Origin of the sequence: Actinoallomurus sp. CA-142502 (assembly GCF_050936355.1) — a bacterium.
GTDB classification, from domain to species: Bacteria; Actinomycetota; Actinomycetes; order Streptosporangiales; family Streptosporangiaceae; genus Actinoallomurus; species Actinoallomurus iriomotensis.
Genome location: NZ_JBNJMY010000001.1, coordinates 4,274,733 through 4,294,668 on the forward strand (window position 1 = coordinate 4,274,733; position 19,936 = coordinate 4,294,668).

At 71.4% G+C, this 19,936-nt stretch carries 8 protein-coding genes; all 8 read left to right on the plus strand.

The window, feature by feature from the left end; genetic code table 11:
• The first annotated feature begins 57 nt into the window (after positions 1–57).
• The 8 genes from ACQEV1_RS20640 (at position 58) to ACQEV1_RS20675 (ending at position 19,920) form a co-directional block, all read left to right on the plus strand.
• Positions 58–2,538, plus strand: a complete 2,481-nt coding sequence (locus tag ACQEV1_RS20640; RefSeq protein WP_433395277.1) for an alpha-L-rhamnosidase C-terminal domain-containing protein — start codon at positions 58–60, stop codon at positions 2,536–2,538.
• A 13-nt stretch (positions 2,539–2,551) separates the two neighbouring features.
• Complete coding sequence (locus ACQEV1_RS20645; protein ID WP_433395279.1) at positions 2,552–4,672, plus strand: alpha-L-rhamnosidase C-terminal domain-containing protein; 2,121 nt, start codon at positions 2,552–2,554, stop codon at positions 4,670–4,672.
• Positions 4,669–6,819: an alpha-L-rhamnosidase C-terminal domain-containing protein gene (locus ACQEV1_RS20650; RefSeq protein WP_433395281.1), complete on the plus strand. Its 2,151-nt coding sequence runs from the start codon at positions 4,669–4,671 to the stop codon at positions 6,817–6,819. Before ACQEV1_RS20645 ends, ACQEV1_RS20650 begins: the two co-directional genes overlap by 4 nt.
• A 5-nt stretch (positions 6,820–6,824) precedes the next feature.
• Positions 6,825–10,616, plus strand: a complete 3,792-nt coding sequence (locus ACQEV1_RS20655) for a glycosyl hydrolase (RefSeq protein ID WP_433395283.1) — start codon at positions 6,825–6,827, stop codon at positions 10,614–10,616.
• 40 nt (positions 10,617–10,656) lie between these two features.
• Positions 10,657–13,047, plus strand: a complete 2,391-nt coding sequence (locus tag ACQEV1_RS20660) for a glycoside hydrolase family 28 protein (RefSeq protein ID WP_433395284.1) — start codon at positions 10,657–10,659, stop codon at positions 13,045–13,047.
• A complete protein-coding gene (locus tag ACQEV1_RS20665; RefSeq protein ID WP_433395286.1) occupies positions 13,044–15,188 on the plus strand; it encodes a hypothetical protein in 2,145 nt (714 codons plus the stop codon). Before ACQEV1_RS20660 ends, ACQEV1_RS20665 begins: the two co-directional genes overlap by 4 nt.
• A gap of 73 nt (positions 15,189–15,261) precedes the next feature.
• The gene (locus ACQEV1_RS20670) at positions 15,262–16,674 is read left to right on the plus strand and encodes an arabinose isomerase (protein WP_433395288.1); all 1,413 of its coding nucleotides are present in this window, start codon (positions 15,262–15,264) and stop codon (positions 16,672–16,674) included.
• Between the two features lie 51 nt (positions 16,675–16,725).
• The gene (locus tag ACQEV1_RS20675) at positions 16,726–19,920 is read left to right on the plus strand and encodes a family 78 glycoside hydrolase catalytic domain (protein ID WP_433395290.1); all 3,195 of its coding nucleotides are present in this window, start codon (positions 16,726–16,728) and stop codon (positions 19,918–19,920) included.
• The last annotated feature ends 16 nt before the right edge of the window (positions 19,921–19,936 follow it).

The following is a 19,936-nucleotide window of genomic DNA, read 5'->3' on the forward strand; positions in this document are numbered from 1 at the left end:
CGAGGTGCGGCGAACCCACCGTGCGGGTTCGCCACACCTCGACCAGGAAGGACTTCGATGAGATCGCTGCACCTGCTGACCGCCCTCGCCCTGGGCACGACGGGCGTCATCGCGGCCATGCCGCCGGCCGGGGCGGACCCGTCGCTCGGGCTGCCGTCGCTGTCGCGGGCGGACCACTACGTCATGGCGCCCTCCTCCCGCACCGTACGCCCGGCCGGCGTCGCCGAGGCCTACGCGACCAACGGTGACTACGTGACGGCCGACTCGGCCGCGTCCGAGACGGACGGGCACGACCTCCAGGCCGACCCGTCGAGCAGCACCGCGAAGGTCGACGGGGTCATGGTCCGGCAGGCCGGCCCGGACACGGCGGGCGCCTCGTTCGGCTACCGCCTGCGCGTGCCGCGCGGACACGACGTACGGCTCCGCGTCGAGGAGGCGGGCAGCGCGACCGCGCACTACGAGGTGCTGGTGGGCGGCCAGGTCGTCCATGAGCGCGAGCCGGACCCGGCCCAGGCCGGCACGTGGAGCGGCCTGGCCGGCCTGGTCCACTACGACGTCACGGTGCCGGCCCGGCTGGTCGGCTCGTCGGGCGAGATACGGGTCACCTTCCGCAACGCCGCCGACCCCGGACCCGGTGCCCGGGTGCACGCCGTCTGGACGCTGGGTGACGGCGGAGCGCCCGCCGCCCCCTACGGCGGAACGGTCCAGGACCCGGGCGGGGCGCTGCGCGGCGGCACCACGACGTTGCGCGCCGCCACGTACGGACGCCCGTACGTCATCTACGACTTCGGTGAGGAGGTGGCCGGGCAGGTCCGGCTGAGGCTCACCGGAGTGAGCGGGACGCCCAGGATCGGGCTGGCCTTCAGCGAGAGCACCGAGTACCTCACCACCGCCTCGGACTACAGCCAGGACCCCACCGGCCTCGCGACCGAGACGCACTATCTCACCGCGCGGAACGGCGAGCTGACCGACCCGGTGATCCGCGGCGGGTTCCGCTACCTCATGCTCTTCCTCGCCGACCCCGGTGAGGTACGACTGTCCGGCCTTCGCCTGAACTTCACCGCCGATCCGGCGAACCCGGCATTGGACCGTTACAAGGGCGCCTTCCTGTCCAGCGACGACACGCTGAACCGGCTCTGGTACTCCGGCGCGTACACCGTGCAGCTCGCGACCATCGACCCGAAGACCGGGCGGCCCTACCCGGGACAGGCCGGGCCGGTGCGCAACGACGCGGTCGTCGGCGACGGGCCGAGCGTGATCAGCGACGGCGCCAAGCGCGACCGCATGATCTGGGGCGGCGACAACGCGATCTCCGACCCGGTGTCGTACCTGACCACGGGCCAGAGCCGTCCGGCCGCCGACTCGGTCGCGTTCATGGCCAAGGGCCAGGCCGCGAGCGGGCAGATCCCCGGTCTCTACCTGACCGACAAGTTCGGCTACAACCTCGGCTGGGGCGAGTACGCCGAATGGTGGGTGCACAACTACTGGACCCACTACCTCTACACCGGCGACCGCGCCTTCCTGGACCAGTGGTACGACGCGATGAAGAAGGACGTCGCGTGGCTGGAGTCGAAGACCGGCGGCGACGGGCTGGTCGACATGGCGGGCGCGGGCGGCACCTGGGGCTACGGCAACGAGGGCAAGGGCACCTACACCAGCTCGCTGTACGTCTACGTGCTCGGCATGGCCGCGCGGGCGGCCGAGGCGGAGGGCGAGCCGGACCTGGCGAAGAGCTACCGCGACCACGCCGCCCGCACCGCCTCGGCGGTCAACGCGTCGCTGTGGGACGCCGCGGCCGGCGCGTACAAGGTGGGCCCGGCCGACGGCACCCACCCGCAGGACGGCAACGCGATGGCGGTGGTCTCCGGCGTCGCGACCGGCGCCCGGGCCACGTCCGTCCTGCGCTTCTTCGACACCCGGCTCGCGGGCCCGTACGGCGACGTCACCGTCGACAAGGCGGGCACGGTGCCGCGCTACGTGAGCCCGTTCGTCGGCTACCAGGCGCTGCTCGCCCACACCGCCCAGGGCGACACCGCGGGCGCGATGTCGCTGCTCGACCGGACCTGGGCGCACATGCTGGGCAAGAGCGACCCCGGCACGCTGTGGGAGAACGTCTCCACGACCGGCGACCCGCAGCTCGGCGCGTACACGAGCCTGTCGCACGGCTGGGCGGCCGGGCCCACCGAGTTCCTCACCGAACAGGTGCTCGGCGTGACCCCTGCCTCCGGCGGGTTCGCCGCCTTCAGCGTGCTGCCGCACCCGAGCGCCGGCGTGCGCTGGGCCGAGGGCCGGGTGCCCACGCCGCACGGCGCCATCACGGCCGCGTGGAAGCGGAGCGGCGGCACGTTCACGCTCCGCGTCGAGGCCCCGAACGGCACCACGGCCACCGCAGGCGTCCCGGTCGGCAAGGAGGTGCGCGTCGGCGGTACCGCGGTCTGGCGCGACGGCCGGGCGCTGCGCGCCGGTGTCGTGCTCCGCGACGGATATGTCCAGGTGCCCGGTCTCACCGGCACGTCGACCGTGACCGCCCAAGGCTGAAGGAGAACCCCCGATGCGAAAGTCACGAGCGCTCGCCGTCGCCGCCCTGGTCGCGGCGGGTCTCGCCGTCCCGGCCGTCCCGGCGGCGGCGACCGGCGACGACCCCTGGCACGCCTCGTCGTACACGCCGCACCGCGGCGACTGGCGAGCGTACGTGCTGGCGCCCGCCGGGCACACCGTCCGGCCGGTGTCGGTGCTGAAGACCGTGGCCCGCCAGGGCCGCGTCGAGGGCGACCCGCGGAACGCCCTGAAGGCCGACGGCCGGTCGGTACGGCTCGTCGGCGCCGCCGACCGGGCCGGATCCCCGCTGCTGATCCTCGACTTCGGCAAGGAGGTCGCGGGCCGGGTGACGGTGCGCGGCACCGGCACCGGCCGGCTGCACGCCTGCTTCAGCGAGTCGCGCCGGTATCTGGCCGAGGCGCCGGACGACAACGACGGCGAAGGAAAGATCGCGCCCGGGTGCGACACCGCCAACATCTGGAACGGCTTCCCCGGCGTGGCCTACACCGAGGACACCGACAGCCACGAGCTGACCCTGAACACGCCCGACCGGCGGATCCGCGGCGGCTTCCGGTACCTGACGCTCTTCCTCGACGGCCCCGGCCAGGTCGACGTCGACGCCGTCTCCGCCGAGTTCACCGCCGCTCCGCTGCAGCCGCGCCCGGACGCCTACCAGGGCCACTTCCTGTCCAGCGACGACCTGCTGAACAAGATCTGGTACGCGGGCGCGTACACCGTGCAGATCAACACCGCCCTGGCGGACACCGCCAAGAGCTGGCCGTACACCTCCGGCGAGCAGGACCACGCCGACACCGCCGTGCCGTACGCCGACCCGGACCAGGAGGTCATCTACGACGGCGGCAAGCGCGACCGCATCGTCTGGCAGGGCGACCTCGCCGTGCAGGCGCCGGTCACCTACCTGACCACGCACGACGTGGCCGCGGTGGACAACTCCCTGTCCTCGCTGGCGGCCCAGCAGCTCCCGGACGGCTTCATGCCCGCCGAGAGCCAGGCCGGCCAGCACAACAAGGACGAGCTGCGCACCTACGGCGAGTACGTGACGTGGTTCGTGAACAACATGTACGAGCACTGGCTCTACACCGGCGACCGGGCCTACCTCGACAAGTGGTGGCCCGCCCTGACGAGGACGATGAGCTGGCTGGAGTCGGTACGGGCGCAGGACCCCCAGGGGCTGATCGCGTTCGGCGCGGTCGGTTCCTGCGGCCACTACGGCTACTCCGACTGCGGCCACGAGACCTACGTCAACGCCCTGTACGCGCGCAACCTCACGCAGATGGCCGAGCTCGCCACGGCGCGCGGCGAGTCCGGCGCCGCCTACGCGGACCGCGCGGCGGCGGTGAGGAAGGCCGTCAACGACCAGCTGTGGGACGAGAACGCCGGCGCGTACCGGATGTCGCGGGAGATCCCCGACGCCTACCCGCAGGACGCGAACGCGACCGCCGTGCTGACCGGGGTCGCCGACGCCACGCGGGCCGGGCGCTCGCTGGCGTACCTGCGCGCCCACAACTGGTCGAGCCTCGGCTCGCTGACGGTCGGCACGGCGAACGCCTCGCTCAGCCCGTTCTACGCGCCGCTGCCCAGCGGGTTCGAGGCGGACGCCCGGCTCGGCACCGGTGACACGTCCGGCCTCGACCTGATCAAGAAGTTCTGGGGCTGGCAGCTCGCCCAGGACCCGGGCTCGACCTTCTGGGAGCACGTCCAGCCGGACGGCACGCCGAACCTGAAGCAGTTCTCCAGCCTCGCGCACGGCTGGGCGTCCGCGCCGACGACGATCCTGACCACACGCGTGCTCGGCGTCCAGCCGACCGCCGCCGGCTTCGCCTCCTACGCGGTCGTCCCGCACACCGGGGACCTGAAATGGGCCGAGGGCACGGTCCCGACGCCGAAGGGGAACATCACCGCCTCCTGGCGGAACACCGGACACGGCGTCCGCCTGGAGGTCACCGCGCACGCGACGGGCCGTCTCGGGATTCCCGCCGCCGGCCGCGTCACGCTCGACGGGCACGTGGTCTGGGCCGGCGGAAGGGCCACCGCGAAGGGCGTGACCGGCGAGGGCGGTTACGTCTACGTGGACGGCGTGGCGCCCGGACACCACACGCTGGAGTCGCGATGAGGAGGCTGGTCGCGGCGGCGGCCCTGCTCGCGGTCTCGGTGCCGACGCAGGTCGCCCGCGCCGACGCGCGCTCCTGGCGCGACGAGGTGCAGGCGCCGGCGAGCCGCACCGTACGGCCGACGGCCGTCACGGCCGCCGACCCGCGCGGAGGCGCGATCGACGGCGCGCCCGCCGCCGCGCTGCGCCAGGACGGCAAGGCGGTGCGCCTCACCAGCACGGGCGAGCGCGGCACCTCACCGCTGCTCACGCTCGACTTCGGCGGCGAGGTCGCGGGCAGGGCGCTGGTCCGGGTGCTCGGCGCCTCCGCGGACCGGCCCGGCCTGCACGTCTGCTACTCCGAGTCGCGCCGCTACATGGCGACCGCGCCCGGCCAGAACGGCGGTCAGACCGCGTTCGCCCCCGGGTGCGACACGGCCAACATCTGGAGCGGTTACCCGGGGCAGCCCTACCAGTGGGACGCCGACAGCCACACCCTGCCGCTCGGCTCCGCGCACCTGCCGGCGACTCTGGAGGACGGGCAACTGCGCGGCGGCTTCCGCTACGCGACGATCTTCCTCGACGAGCCCGGCTGGGTGGACGTCGACGCCGTGGCGGCCGACTTCACGGCCGCGCCCGGCCAGGCGAACCTTCGCGGGTACCGGGGCCACTTCCTGTCCAGCGACGAGGAGCTCAACCGGATCTGGTACGCGGGCGCGTACACCGTGCAGATCGACACCGACCTGCCGACGCGGGTCAAGGGCAACATCGCCGTGGACCCGGCCGCCCCCTGCTGGCCGTACCAGCCGGGGGAGGCGGACCACGCCGACAACACGCTGCACTACGCCGACCCGAAGACCGCGATCGTGCTGGACGGCGGCAAGCGGGACCGCGATCCGTTCACCGGTGACCTCGGGGTGGAGGGGCCGGTCGCGTACCTGTCCACCGGCGACGTGGCCGCCGTGCGCAACACGCTCGACGCGCTGGCGCGGCAGCGGACCGCCGACGGGTTCGTGCCCGGCAACGGGCAGGTGTGCCCGGACCAGTCCGGCCACTTCAGCGGCGACTACGACCTGTGGTTCGTGCACGACGTGTACCTGCACTGGCTGTACACCGCGGACCCGAAGGCGCTCGGCGACTGGTGGCCGGCGGTCACCGGCGCCCTCGACTGGGCGGTGCGCCAGATCGACGACAGCGGGCTCGTCGCCTTCGGCGCGTACGGTGGCGACGGCGGCTGCGGCACGTACGCCTACAGCAGCTGCGACCACCTCACCTACACGAACGCCGGCCTGTACCGGGCGCTGCGGGAGACCGCGCGGATGGCGCGGGCCAAGGGCCGGACCGGCCTGGCCTCCTCCTACGAGGCGACGGCGGCGAGCCTGCGCACGGCGGTCGAGGCGAAGCTGTGGGACGACACGGCGGGCGCGTACCGGCAGAGCGTCGAGCACCCGGACGTGCATCCGCAGGACGCGACGGCGTTCGCGGTCTCCTCCGGGCTGGCCGCGCCCGGCCGCGCGCAGCGGTCGCTGGCCTGGCTGCGCTCGCACGACTGGGGGCCGTACGGGTCGCTGACCGTGCCGGCGGGCACGCAGGGCGCCGCGGTCGACTCGCACTACGAGCCGCTGCCGTCCGGCACCGAGGCGGACGCGCGGTTCGGCGTCGACGACGCGAGCGGGCTGGAACTCATCCGCAGGGGCTGGGGCTACCAGCTCGCCCAGGACCCGGGGAACACGTTCTGGGAGAAGACCGCGGCCGACGGCACACCCGGTCTCGCGTCGTTCACCAGCCTCGCGCACGGCTGGGCGAGCCAGCCGACCGTCACCCTGACCAACCGCGTCCTGGGCGTCACGCCGACCGACGCCGGGTTCGCCCGCTTCACGGTGCAGCCGCACCCGGCCGGGCTGACGTGGGCGGAGGGCACGGTTCCGACGCCGCGCGGCGACATCGCCGCGTCCTGGCGCGACGGCGCGGACGGCTTCCGGCTGGCGGTGACGGTGCCGGGCCGGACCACCGGCCGGCTCGCCGTCCCCATTCATTCCCGCGTCACCCTCGACGGCCGTGTCGTCTGGGCCGGTGGAAGAGCCACCGCGAAGGGCGTGACCAGCGACGGCGCCTACGTCCATGTCGACGGCGTGGCGCCCGGGCACCACACGATGGAAGGAACGAGATGACCTTGATGAGCGGACGCGTTCGCGTCGGCAAGGGGGACCGCCGGTGGCTCCGGCGAAATGTCAGATACGGCGGCCTGAGACGCGCCCCCGGGCGGATCGCGGGGGCGGTCGTCCTGGCCCTGTCCGCGGCCGTCGTCGCGCCGGTCCCGGCGGGAGCGGCGCAGGGCTCGCCGGCGTCCGCCACGGCCGCCCCCGTCCTGACCCGCGCCACCTTCGCCGACCCTCCGGCCTCCGTCCGGCCCAAGTACCGCTGGTGGCAGCCGCTCGCCTACACCGAGGACGGTGAGCTGGCCGACGAGCTCGACCAGATCAAGAAGGCGGGAGGCGGCGGCGCCGAGGTCGCGCCGTTCAACGTCGAGGGCACGGGCAACAACACCAACCCGTTCCTGGAGAAGTACGGCTGGGGCACCCCGCTGTGGGCGAGCAAGACGCGGACGATGCTGGCGGCGGCCAAAAAGGAGGGGCTCAGCCTCGACTTCACGATCGGCCCCCGCTGGCCCGCGACCGTGCCCTCGGTGACCGACGTCAACGACCCCGCCGCGCAGCAGCAGATCGTCTTCTCCCATGAGTTCGACCGCGGCGGCACCAGCAGGTCCGGGCCGCTGCCGGCGAACCTCAACGTCGCGCCGCCCGCGGGGGCGAAGAAGACCCTCATCGCGGCGCTCCTCGCCAAGTGCTCCGACGCGGGCTGCGCCGACTCCTCCAGCGCCCCGCGGATGCTCGACCGGGCCGGCGTCACCGACGTCACCTCGAAGGTGGACGCGCAGGGCGACCTCTCGATCGACCTTCCCGGCGACGCGAACAGCACCTACGCGCTGATCGCCTTCTACCAGGCGCCCACCGGCCAGTCCCTGTCCGGCTACACCGCCACCGGCACCAACTACGCCCTGGACACGTTCGGCAAGGCCGGCGCCGAGGCGACCACGGACTTCTACGACGAGCACATCCTCACCCCGGACGTGCGGAAGCTGCTCACGCAGATGGGCAGCAGCGACCTGTTCGAGGACTCCCTCGAACTCGGCAGCACCCAGAAGTGGACGCCCGGCATGGTCGCGCAGTGGCAGAAGCTGCGCGGATACTCCCCGATCGACGTTCTCCCGGCGCTGGCCGACGCGGGCGACCAGGGCATCACCGACCGGCCGTTCTTCGACTTCGCCGACGGCCTCGGCGCACGCGTCCGCACCGACTACCGGCAGACCCTCAGCGACCTGTACATCGCCAACCGGCTCGACGTGCTGCGTCAGTGGGCCCACAAGCACCACATGAGCACCCGCATCCAGCCGTACGGCGTCCCGGTGGACATCTCCGACGCGGCCTCGCACATCGACGTCCCCGAAGGCGAGTCGCTCGCGTTCGGGCAGTCGACCGGCGCCTACAGCAACGTGCAGGACTACCGGGTGGTCGCCACGGGAGCGCACCTGTCCGGAGAGCCCGTGGTATCCGACGAGTGCTGCGCCTTCTCCGGCGCGGTCTGGGGGTCGACGGCCGGCGCGGGTTCGGACGCCTCGAACCTGCAGGCGGTGTACCGCGGGTTCGCGGGCGGGGTGAACCAGGTCGTCTGGCACGGCTTCCCCTACCTGACCAGGGGACCACAGGGCGCCGGCGCGCAGGAGGTGTGGCCCGGCATGACCTACGGCGGCAACACCTCCTACTCCGAGGCGTGGGGCGCCAAGGGCGGCCCGAACTGGGCCGACTACCGGTCGATCAACGACAACCTGGCCCGCATGCAGCTCGTGCTCCGGCAGGGCGATCCGCGGTTCGACCTGGCCGTGTACTGGCAGGACTTCGGCATGAACGGCACCGGGACCACCGGAAGCGGTGCGAACAAGCAGATCCAGAGCTCGTCGGCGCTGGCGTCGGCCGGATACACCTATGAGTACCTCAGCCCGGCCCAGCTCCGGCGCAAGGACGCCTCCTACGACAAGGGCGCCCTGTTCGGCGACGGCTCGGCGTACCACGCGGTGCTGCTGAACGACCAGACGACCATGCCCCTCGACGTCGCGCAGAAGCTCCTTGAGCTGGCGCGGCGGGGACTGCCCGTCATCATCGCCGGCGACCTGCCGAGCACCGTGCCCGGCGCCGGCGACGCGGCGGCCCGGGACACGAAGCTCAAGTCCGTGATGGCCCAGCTGGCCGGGCAGCGCAGCGTCGTGCGGGTGGCGAGCGAGCAGGACGCGCCGGCCGCGCTGAAGCGGCTGAACGTCACGCCCGCCGCCACACCGGGGAGCGACTCGGGCGCGATCCTCGACGTCCGCAGGCAGGCCGGCCCGACCGACTACTACTACCTGTACAACCAGACGAACACCGCGACCGCGCAGACGCTCACCCTCACCGGTGACGGCGTACCGTACAAGCTGGACACCTGGACCGGGCAGATCACCCCGATCACGAACTACACGTCCGGGCACGGCACGGTCACCGTCCCGATACAGCTGAACGGTAACGACGCCGAGGTCATCGCGGTCACGCCACGGCACGACGCCACCTTCCGCGGCGCGCCGGCGCGACCGGACACGGCGAGCGCATCGTCCGGCACGCCGAAGCCGGCGGCGCTGGGCGACTGGTCGCTCTCGGTGGACGCCTGGGGGCCTGGCAAGTCCGACCTTCCTGGCGACACCGCGCACACGGAGCTCGGGCCGGTCACGCTCAAGGCCGGATCGGACGGCAAACTGCCGGCCTGGTCGGCGATCACACCCGCCAACGGCTACTCCGCGGACCTGAAGGACGTGTCCGGGAGGGGCACCTACACCGCACACGTCACCCTGGGCGACGAGTGGACGGGCGTCAGCGGCGCGAACCTCGATCTCGGCACCCCGGTGGACACCGTGACCGTGAACGTCAACGGGCACGACCTGCCGCCGCTCGACCAGGCCGACCTGCGCCATGTCGAGGTCGGCCGGTACCTGCACGCCGGTGACAACACGATCACCGTCCGAGTCGCCTCCACGCTGCTGAACGCGGTCCGGGTCGCGCCGGGCACGGGCGCGTCGTCGCGGACGCCGATGGACTACGGGCTGTTCGGGCCGGTCACCCTCACGCCGTACGCCGGGACCCGGCCGCTGCTGACCGCCTCGGCGCTGGAGACGTCGCTGCCGCTGGCGAAGGGCGGGTACAACCGCGCCACCGTGCTGGTGCACAACGGCTCCGGTCGGCCGGTCGGCGTGACCCTCAGCGCGTCCGCCGCCTCGGGGATCACCGCGACACCGCAGCAGGACCGTACGACCGTCCCGGCCGGCGGCTCGGTGACGGTGCCCGTCGACCTGCGTGACTCCGGCGTCGCGACCGGCACGGACACCCTGACGGTGACGGCGCGCAGTGACACCGGGCTGACCTCGACGACGACGGTGGCGCTGCGGCACTCCGACGACCTGGCGCTCAACCCCGGCGGCACGCCGTTCCCGCGCGTGGTCGCGGACGCGAGCCAGGACCGCTACCCGGCCGCCCTCGCGGTGGACGGGTCGGACAGCACGTTCTGGGTGTCGTGGGGGAGGGCCGCCGGCCAGGGACCCACCGTGGCCCGCCCGGTGCGGTACGGGCTCGACTTCGGCGCGGCCGTCGACGTCGGCTCGGTCACCGTCGGCGGACGCTCCAACTACGGGCCGCGCGACTACGACGTCCAGGTGTCCTCGGACGGCCGGAACTGGCGCACGGTGGCGAGCGCCACCGACACCCCCAAGGCGGGCGGAACGACGACCTTCACCCCGGTCAAGGCCCGCTACCTGCGGCTCAGCATCACCAAGAGCTGGGACGCCGTCAACGCCAACGTGCAGATGAGCGGGCTCACGGTGCGGCCGTGACGACACACGAACGAGACACACGGCACCGGAGGTCATGCGGATGAGGGGCCGAGGCAGGCGATGGACGGTCGCGCTCGCCGTGACCGCGCTGGTCGTGACCGGCACACCCGGCGCGGCCCGGGCGACTCCCGGCGAGTCGAGGGGAGACGCCACGGCGCACCGCTCCAGCGGGACCGTCGTCGTCGCCAAACCGAATGCGTCCGGCCGGATCGAGACCGTCGGGACCTCGACCGTCACCGTCCGGAACGGTACGACCGTCCAGCAGGTCAAGGCGCAGATCCGCGCCAAGGACGACTCGCGGCAGAACTACGTCGTGGCGGACAAGGACGGCGAGGAGAAGCGGTCGGGCGCGGTGGTCGACGGAGACCGGCTCCAGGTCGCCGCGGAGGACGGTCAGAGCCGGTTCACCTATCGGCTGGCGATCGGCGACGCCCATGCCCAGCAGAAAGACGGTGTGTACTGGAACAAGGATCTCTACGACAAGATAGATCAGACGGTCAACGCCAACACCCCGGTATTCAACGACAACCGTTGTGACATCACCAGCCCGAAATACGCCGGGCTGGTGCGACGGGTCACCGAGAAGTTCTATGTCGGCAATCAGGCCGGCGACCCGGCGGAAAAGACATCTCCGCTGGTCGCGAGTTCGCAGGAAGTCTGGTACTACACCGATGCGATCGAGGCCGCGATCAGAGATTGTCACAAGGCCGGCGGTGGGATCGTCGTCGTCCCGGCCGGGGGCTCACGGAACGCCAACGGAGCCTACTACTCCGGGGCGATAACCCTCCTGAGCAACGTCAATCTGCATGTCGACACCGGTGCCGTGGTCAAGTTCATGCGGAACAAGACCAACGAGTACTACCCCGTCGTCCTGACCAGCTATGAGGGCACCGATCTCTACAATTTCTCGCCGCTGATCTACGCCCTCGGCCAGACGAACATCGCGATCACCGGCGGTGGGACGCTGGACGGCCAGGAGGACATGTGGAACTGGCGGCCCTGGAAGAAGGGCTACTGGGGCGAGCCGTCGGTGGAGAACAAGAGCCTCGACGCTCCGTACGGCGAGAACGGCATTCTGAACGAGATGAACTTCCAGGATGTGCCGATCACGAAGCGCGTGTTCACCGACGACGGGCATATGCCCGCCTCGATTCCGGTGATCGACGGGAAGACGGTCAAGCATGTCCCGCCGCCGGCGGACGCGGTGGCCATGAAGTCCACCTTCCGGCCGCAGTTCATCGAGACCAACCATTCCCGCAACGTCCTCATCGAGGACGTGAAGATCAGGAACACCCCGTTCTGGATCGTTCATCCGCTCAACTCCCAGAACGTGCTGGTCCGGAACCTCGACATCTACAGCGACAAGACGAAGGACTTCGAGGCGACCGGCTGGAACAACGACGACGGGGTCGACCCCGAGTCCTGCGAGAACGTCGTCCTGGAGGGAAATCACGTCACCACCAGCGACGACGGTGCCGCCATCAAGGCCGGCCGCAATGTCAACGGCAGGCTGCACCGGGGGCCGAGCGAGAATCTCATCGTCCGGGACTCGGTGTACGACAACGACAACATCGGCACCTACTCCGCCGCGGTATCGATGGGCAGCGAGATGTCCGGAGGCATCCGGAACGTGTTCATCGAACATAACGAGTTCGGTGGACCGGGGCTGGCGATGATCTTGAAGATCAAGACGAACTCGTACCGGGGTGGGGCGGTCGAGAACATCTATCTCCGGCACAACCTGCTGAAGGCGGCACGCTCGGCAATGGTTCAGCTCGACGGCAACTATTCCGAAACCGTGTCGTTCCCCAACGCCGACGTCTTCAATCCGACCGTCCGGAACATCTTCATCGACGACGTCAACACCACGCCGACGATGACCCCCGGCAAGGCCACGTTCCAGTTCTCCAGCGCGGCCTCGCGTTCGCCGGTGGAGAATGTCCGCTACCGGAACTCGGTCTTCTACACGACCAGCACGCTCCAGGCGGCCTTCAACGCGAACAAGAACATCAAGAACCTGGTCGTGGAGAACGTGAAGTACATCGACCCCTCCACCGGGGCGGAGACGGTGTACAACACGACGCCGTTGAACCTGCTCGATCAGACGACGGCACAGGCCGGCGATGAGAATGACCGGCTCGCCGCCGATCCGAACGTGGTCACCAAGGTCCCGGCGCACACCTTCACGGTCAGCGGCAAGGTCGACCTCGCGGCATATCCAGGTTTCGTCAGCGGTGGCACGGTGCGGATCTTCGTGGACCGGAGCACCACGGCGATCCCGGTGACACTGAGCCCGGATGGCTCTTTCACGAGTGGGCCGATCACGCTCGACGACGACCAGTACTGGTACGTCGATCGGCACTATGTCGCGGTGAATCTCTTCAACGGCATCAACATCAACACCGTCGTTTTTCCGGTGGAGGCATCGTGATCAGACGTCGATCCGTTCTGCAGGGCATGGGCGGCCTGGGAATGGCGGGCCTGCTCGCCGGGACGCCGGCCGCGCGTGCCGACGCGGCGGCGGGCGCCATCGACCGCCGCGCACTGGTCGGACGGCATGACATCGAACGCACCGCGAGCGACCCGGATCTGCCGGTCCAGGTCGGCAACGGGCGGTTCGCCTTCGGCGCCGACATCACCGGCCTGCAGACGTTCCTGCCCTTCGCCACGATGTCGGACTGGGGCTGGCACGAGGACGCGTTGCCGCCCGGCCAGACCCCGGCGGACTACGTCGGCACGGCCTGGGACACCCACGGCCGCCAGGTCTACTACTGGACGGACGACAAGCAACACCCGCAGCTGAACCAGTGGCTACGGGAGAATCCGCACCGGATCAACCTCGCGCGCATCGGCATGCGGCTGCTTCGCGGCGACGGCCGGGAGGCCACGGAGGCCGACCTGACCGATCGTCACCAGCGGCTGGATCTGTGGTCCGGCACCCTGCACAGTACGTTCGCCCTGGACGGCGTGCCGGTCTCCGTGACGACGGCCTGCCATCCCGAACTCGACGTGGTGGGGGTACGCGTCGACTCGCCCCTGGTCGCCGCCGGCCGCCTGACCGTTTCCATCGACTTCCCGTACGCCACCGCCGGGTCGAAGTTCTCCGCGCCGTTCGTCGGCGTGTGGGACCGGCCCGACGCGCATCAGACGCAGCTGCGACGCCGTGGTGCCCAGCGGGCCGACATCACCCATCGCCTCGACGCGACCACGTACCACGCGTCGCTGGTGTGGCAGGGGCCCGGTGAGCTGACCACCGACGCGGCGCATCCGCACCGGTACGTCCTCGACGGCCGCCGGACGCGGCGGTTGGAGGTGTCATTCGGCTTCTCACCCGACGAGCCGCGTCCGGCTCCGCCGGCACCGGAGGTGTCGGCGGCCTCCGCGGCGTGGTGGCCGAGGTTCTGGCGTTCCGGCGGCGCCATCGACCTGTCACAGAGCGCCGACCCCCGGTGGGTGGAGCTCGAACGCCGCATCGTGCGGAGCCAGTACGCCATGGCGGTCAACGAGGCGGGCGCCTGGCCGCCACAGGAGTCCGGCCTGGTCAACAACGGCTGGTACGGCAAGTTCCACATGGAGATGTACTGGTGGCACGCCGCGCACTACGCGCTGTGGAACCGCTGGCCGTTGCTCGACCGCAGCGCGGCCGTGTACGAACACTTCCTCGCGTCGTCCCGGGACCGGGCACAAGACCAGGGCTATCGCGGGGCACGCTGGCCGAAGATGACGACCCCGGCCGGACTCGACTCGCCCGGTCTGCAGAACGCGTTGCTGCTCTGGCAGCAGCCGCATCCCATCTTCCTCGCCGAACTGGACTACCGTGCCCACCCCGACAAGAGCACCCTGGAGAAGTGGCGCGAGGTGGTCTTCGCCTCCGCCGACTTCCTGGCGTCGTACGCGTTCTACGATTCCGCGACTCACCGGTACGTGCTCGGCCCACCGCTGGTCATCGCGAATGAGCGCCCCGACCCGCGGACGACGATCAACCCGACCTTCGAGCTGGCTTACTGCCGCTTCGCCCTGCGTACCGCACAGCGGTGGCGCAGGCGCCTGGGCCTGGCTCCGGACTCGACGTACGCGGCCGTCCTGGCCGGCCTTGCCCCCCTGCCCGTGCAGGACGGCGTCTACGTGTTCCACGAAGGCATCCAGGACATGTGGACCAAATGGAACACCAACCACCCCGACCCCGTGGCCGCGTACGGCATGTTGCCCGGGGACGGCGTGGACGTGCCCACCATGCGGGCGACGGCCCAGAAGGTCTACGCCACCTGGGATGTGGACAATCTGTACAGCTGGGACTTCCCGCTGCTGGCGATGAACGCCGCGCGGCTCGGCGACCCCGGCGGAGCCGTCGACTTCCTGCTCCACGAACGGTTCGGCTTCACCGACACCGGCCTGCCCGCGAGCGGGTTCGCCGGGGTGCCGTCACCGTACTTCCCCGGAGCGGGGGGCCTGCTGTACGCGGCCGCCATGATGGCCGCGGGATGGGACCGGGGGCCGGAGACCGCCGCGCCCGGGTTCCCGTCGGACGGCAGGTGGACGGTTCGCAGCGAAGGCCTCAGCCGGGCGATATGAGCATGACGCAGACTCGGGAACCACGAGCCTCGGCCGTCACCGGCCTCTGTCACCGAAGATAGGGAGAGAACGAATGAGCACGAACGAACGACGCGTACGCGTCGGGCTGGTCGCCGGAGGACTCGGGACGTACTGGCCGCAGTTCCCCGACCTGCTGCCGCAGCTGCGGCGGTCCGCCGAACGCGTGTCGGAGCGCATGGGCCTGCTGGGCGCCGACGTCGTCGACGCCGGCTTCATCTCCGACGAGCGCGAGGGCGCCGCGGCGGCGGAGAAGCTGCGCACGGCGGGCTGCGACCTCATCGTCGGGTTCCTCACGACGTACATGACCGCGACCATGCTCGTGCCGATCGCCCAGCGCAGCGGTGCGCCGGTCCTGCTGATCAACCTGCAGCCGACCGAGTCGATGGACCACGAGACGTTCGACACCGGGCAGTGGCTGGCCTACTGCGGCGCCTGCCCGCTGCCCGAGATGGCCAACGCGTTCCTGCGCTCCGGCATCCCGTTCCGCTCGGTCTCGGGGTACCTGGAGGACGAGCGGGCCTGGGACCGGATCGCGCGCTGGGTGCGGGCGGCCGGCGTGCGCGGGGCGCTGCGGCACGGACGGCACGGCCTCATGGGCCACCTGTACCCGGGCATGCTCGACGTCGCGACCGACCTGACGCTGGTGCCGGCCCAGTTCGGCGGCCACGTGGAGGTCCTGGAGTTCGACGACCTGCGGGTGCGGGTGGAGAAGGTCACCGACGCCGAGGCCGAGGCCAAGAGGAAGGAGGCCACGGACGTCTTCGCGCTGGACGAGTCGGTGAACGAGGAGGACCTCGGCTGGGCGGCGCGCGTCGCGGTCGGCCTGGACCGGCTCGTGGAGGACTTCGGGCTGGACAGCCTCGCGTACTACCACCGGGGCCTGGACGGCGAGGTGCACGAACGGCTCGGCGCGGGCATGATCCTCGGCGCCTCGCTGCTCACCGCGCGCGGCGTCCCGGCGGCGGGGGAGTACGAGCTGCGCACCTCGCTCGCCATGCTGATCATGGACCGGCTCGGCGCGGGCGGCTCGTTCACCGAGTTCCAGGCGCTGGACTTCGAGCGCGGGCACGTCGAGATGGGCCACGACGGCCCCGCGCACCTGGCCATCAGCGACGGCCGGCCGCTGCTGCGCGGGCTCGGCGTCTACCACGGCAAACGGGGCTACGGCGTGTCGGTGGAGTTCGACGTCAAGCACGGCCCGGTCACCGCGTTCGGCCTCCGGCAGGGACGCGACGGCCGGTTCGCGTTCGTCGTCTCGGAGGGCGAGGTCGTCGACGGCCCGCTGCTGCGGATCGGCAACACCACCTCACGCGTGGACTTCGGCGCCGACCCGGGGGAGTGGACCGACGCCTGGAGCGCCACCGGCATCTCCCACCACTGGGCACTCGGCACCGGCCACCGGATCGCCGACCTCCGCGCCCTCGCGGACCTGATGGACGTGGAACTGATCGACGTCCGGCCCTAGCCAGGGCCGGTCCAACGGAGTCGGGGGACTCGAGCACCAGGAGACGAAGTGATGACTGTCTTCGGCACGTCCGGATTCCTCCGCAAGGCCACGACCGCGGCCGGAATCCTCACCGGTACGGTCGCGCTGACCTCGTCGGTCAGCGCGCCGGCCGGCGCGGAGCCGCCCGGCTCCGTCACGGCCGCCGGCCTGCGGGCCGACGGCCTGAGCTCACCGCTCGGCATCGACGACCCCGCTCCGGCGCTGAGCTGGCGGCTCGCCTCCCACGAGCGGGGCGCGGCGCAGACCGGTTATGAGATCCGGGCCGCGAGCAGCGAGAGCCGGCTGGCCCACCCCGACCTGTGGGACTCCGGCCGGGTCGCCTCGACCGCGGTCGGCGCGGCGTACGGCGGCCCCGCGCCGGGTTCGCGGTCGCGCGTCTTCTGGCAGGTACGCGTCTGGGACGGCCACGGCCGCGCGTCCGCGTGGAGTACGGCGGCGCACTGGGAGACGGGCCTGCTGAAGCCCGGCGACTGGACGGCGAAGTGGCTCGCCAACCCCGAGTGGACGGGCCGGCAGCCCACCCCGGTCGCCGTCTCCCTGCCCGCGCAGACCGCGCGGTACGTCCGGCTGGACGTCACCCGGCTGGGACTGCCGATCAAGGAGGGCTGGCCGTACAAGGTCTCGCGGCTGCAACTCGCCGAGATCGCGGTCACCGACGCCTCGGCTCCCGGCACGGACCTGGCGCTGGGCGCGCCGGTGACGGCGACGGACGTCTACACCGCCCCGGGCCAGTGGGAGCCGCGGTTCGTCACGGACGGTTCGCTGACCACGGACAAGGCGCCGTTCGGCTACACGAGCCTGGAACACCAGGACCAGGACCTGACCACCCCGATCGACGTCACGATCGACCTGGGCGCGGCGCGGCACTTCGACCGGATCCTGCTCTACCCGCGGACCGACACGCTGACCGACGACGGCAGGACGCCGAACTTCCCGGAGAACTTCACCGTCCAGGCCTCCGGCGACGGCACGGCGTTCGCCACGGCCGCCACGGTGAAGGGGCAGGAGGCGCCGCCGCCGATGCACGGGCGGCCGGGCGCGCTGCCGGTCTTCGCCAAGGACTTCGCGGTGACCCGGAAGGTCCGCAGCGCGCGGCTGTACGCCACCGGGCTCGGCGTGATCGACGCGTCGGTCAACGGCCGGCCGGTCGGCGACGCGGTCCTCGAACCGCCGAACACGGACTACGCCGATCGCGTCGTGTACTCCACCTACGACGTGACCCGCCTGCTGCGCCACGGCGCCAACCGCGTGAGCGCCGACGTGGGCAACGGCATGGCGAACGTGCCGTCCACGCCCGGCCGGTACGAGAAACTCACCCGGTCCGACGGCGCGCCGGAGTTCCTCGGCCAGCTGGAGATCACCTACACCGACGGCAGCCGTACGACGATCGCCACCGACTCCTCGTGGCGCACCGGGCTCGGCGCGACGACCTTCACCAACTGGTACGGCGGTGAGGACTACGACGCGCGGCGCGCGCCCGGCGACTGGACGGCCCCCGTCGAGGTGGCCTCGCCGACGAAGGCGCTCACCGCCCGGGCCGACCCGCCGATCGAGGTCACCCAGACCCTGCACGCGAAGAAGATCAGCGAACCGAAGCCCGGCGTCTACGTCGTCGACCTCGGCACGAACTTCGCGGGCTGGGAACGGCTGCGCGTCAGCGGCCCGGCCGGTACGAAGGTCACGATGCGGCCGGGCGAGCTGCTGAACTCCGACGGAACGGTCAGCCAGGCCACCACCGGCTCGCCCATCTGGGACACCTACACGCTGTCCGGCAAAGGCATGGAGACCTGGCATCCGCGCTTCGCCTACCACGGCTTCCGCTACCTGCAGGTCGAGGGGCTGCCCGCCGCGCCGGACGAGGACACCGTGACCGGCCTCGTGCTGCGCGCCGCCAACGACACCGCCGGCACGTTCACCAGCTCCAACCCGCTCATCAACGACATCCACACGATCATCGACCGGGCGATCCAGAGCAACATGTACTCCGTCCTGACCGACTGTCCCCATCGGGAGAAGCTCGGCTGGCTGGAGGAGGACAACCTCGTCTTCGGCTCGGTCGCCCGCAACTACGACGTCGCCGCCTACTACCGCGAGCTCGTCCGCAACATGGCCGAGGCGCAGACCGCCGACGGCCTCGTGCCGGACATCGCACCGGAGTACACGGTGTTCTCCGGCGGCTTCCGCGACGACCCGAACTGGGGCGGCTCGCTCGTCCTCGCGCCGTGGCAGCTGTACGAGACCTACGGCGACACCGCGACGATGCGGGCCTACTACCCGAACATGCAGCGGTACCTGGACTACCTGACGTCCAAGGCGACCGGCGACCTGCTCGACTACGGCCTCGGTGACTGGATCACGTTCGACGACAGCACGCCCGTCGGCGTGACGGCCTCCTTCGGCTACTACCGGATCGCCTCGGCCATGAGCGGCATCGCCCGGGTGCTCGGCAAGGCCGACGACGCGCGGCGCTACGCCGCGCTCGCCACCCGCGTCGGCGCGGCGTTCAACGACAAGTACCTCAAGAGCGACACGTACGCGTCCGGCAGCCAGGCGAGCGACGCGCTCGCGCTCGACATGGGCGTCGTGCCCGCCGACCAAAGGCAGGCCGTCCTCGACCACCTGACCGCGAGCATCAAGGCGAACGGCTACCACCTGACCGTGGGGGAGATCGCGCTCCCGTCGGTGTTCCGCGTGCTGTCGGCGGCCGGCCGGGACGACCTGATCTACACGGTCGCCACGCAGACCGGCAACCCGAGCTACGGCTACCAGGTGACGCACGGCGCGACGTCGCTCACCGAGAACTGGGACGGTCCCACGTCCGGCAACTCCCAGAACCACTTCATGCTCGGCGCGATCGACGAGTGGTTCGGGTCCGGGCTCGCGGGCATCGGCCAGGCCGACGGCTCGGTCGCGTTCGAGCACCTGCGCGTCCGCCCGGCCGTCGTCGGCGACCTGACCCACGCGGCCGCCTCGTACGAGACACCGCGGGGCACCGTCGCCAGCTCGTGGAACCGCTCCGGGAGCACACTCCGGCTCGACGTGACCGTCCCGCCGGGCGCGCCCGCGCGCGTCGAGGTCCCGCTGCTCGGCGGTACCGGCCGGCCCCGGGCCACGCCCGGCGCCACCTGGATCGGCGTCCAGGACGGCCGCGGCGTCTTCGAGGTCGGCTCCGGCCACTGGACCTTCACCGCGACGGCGGCGTAGCCGCCGTCGCGCGGCC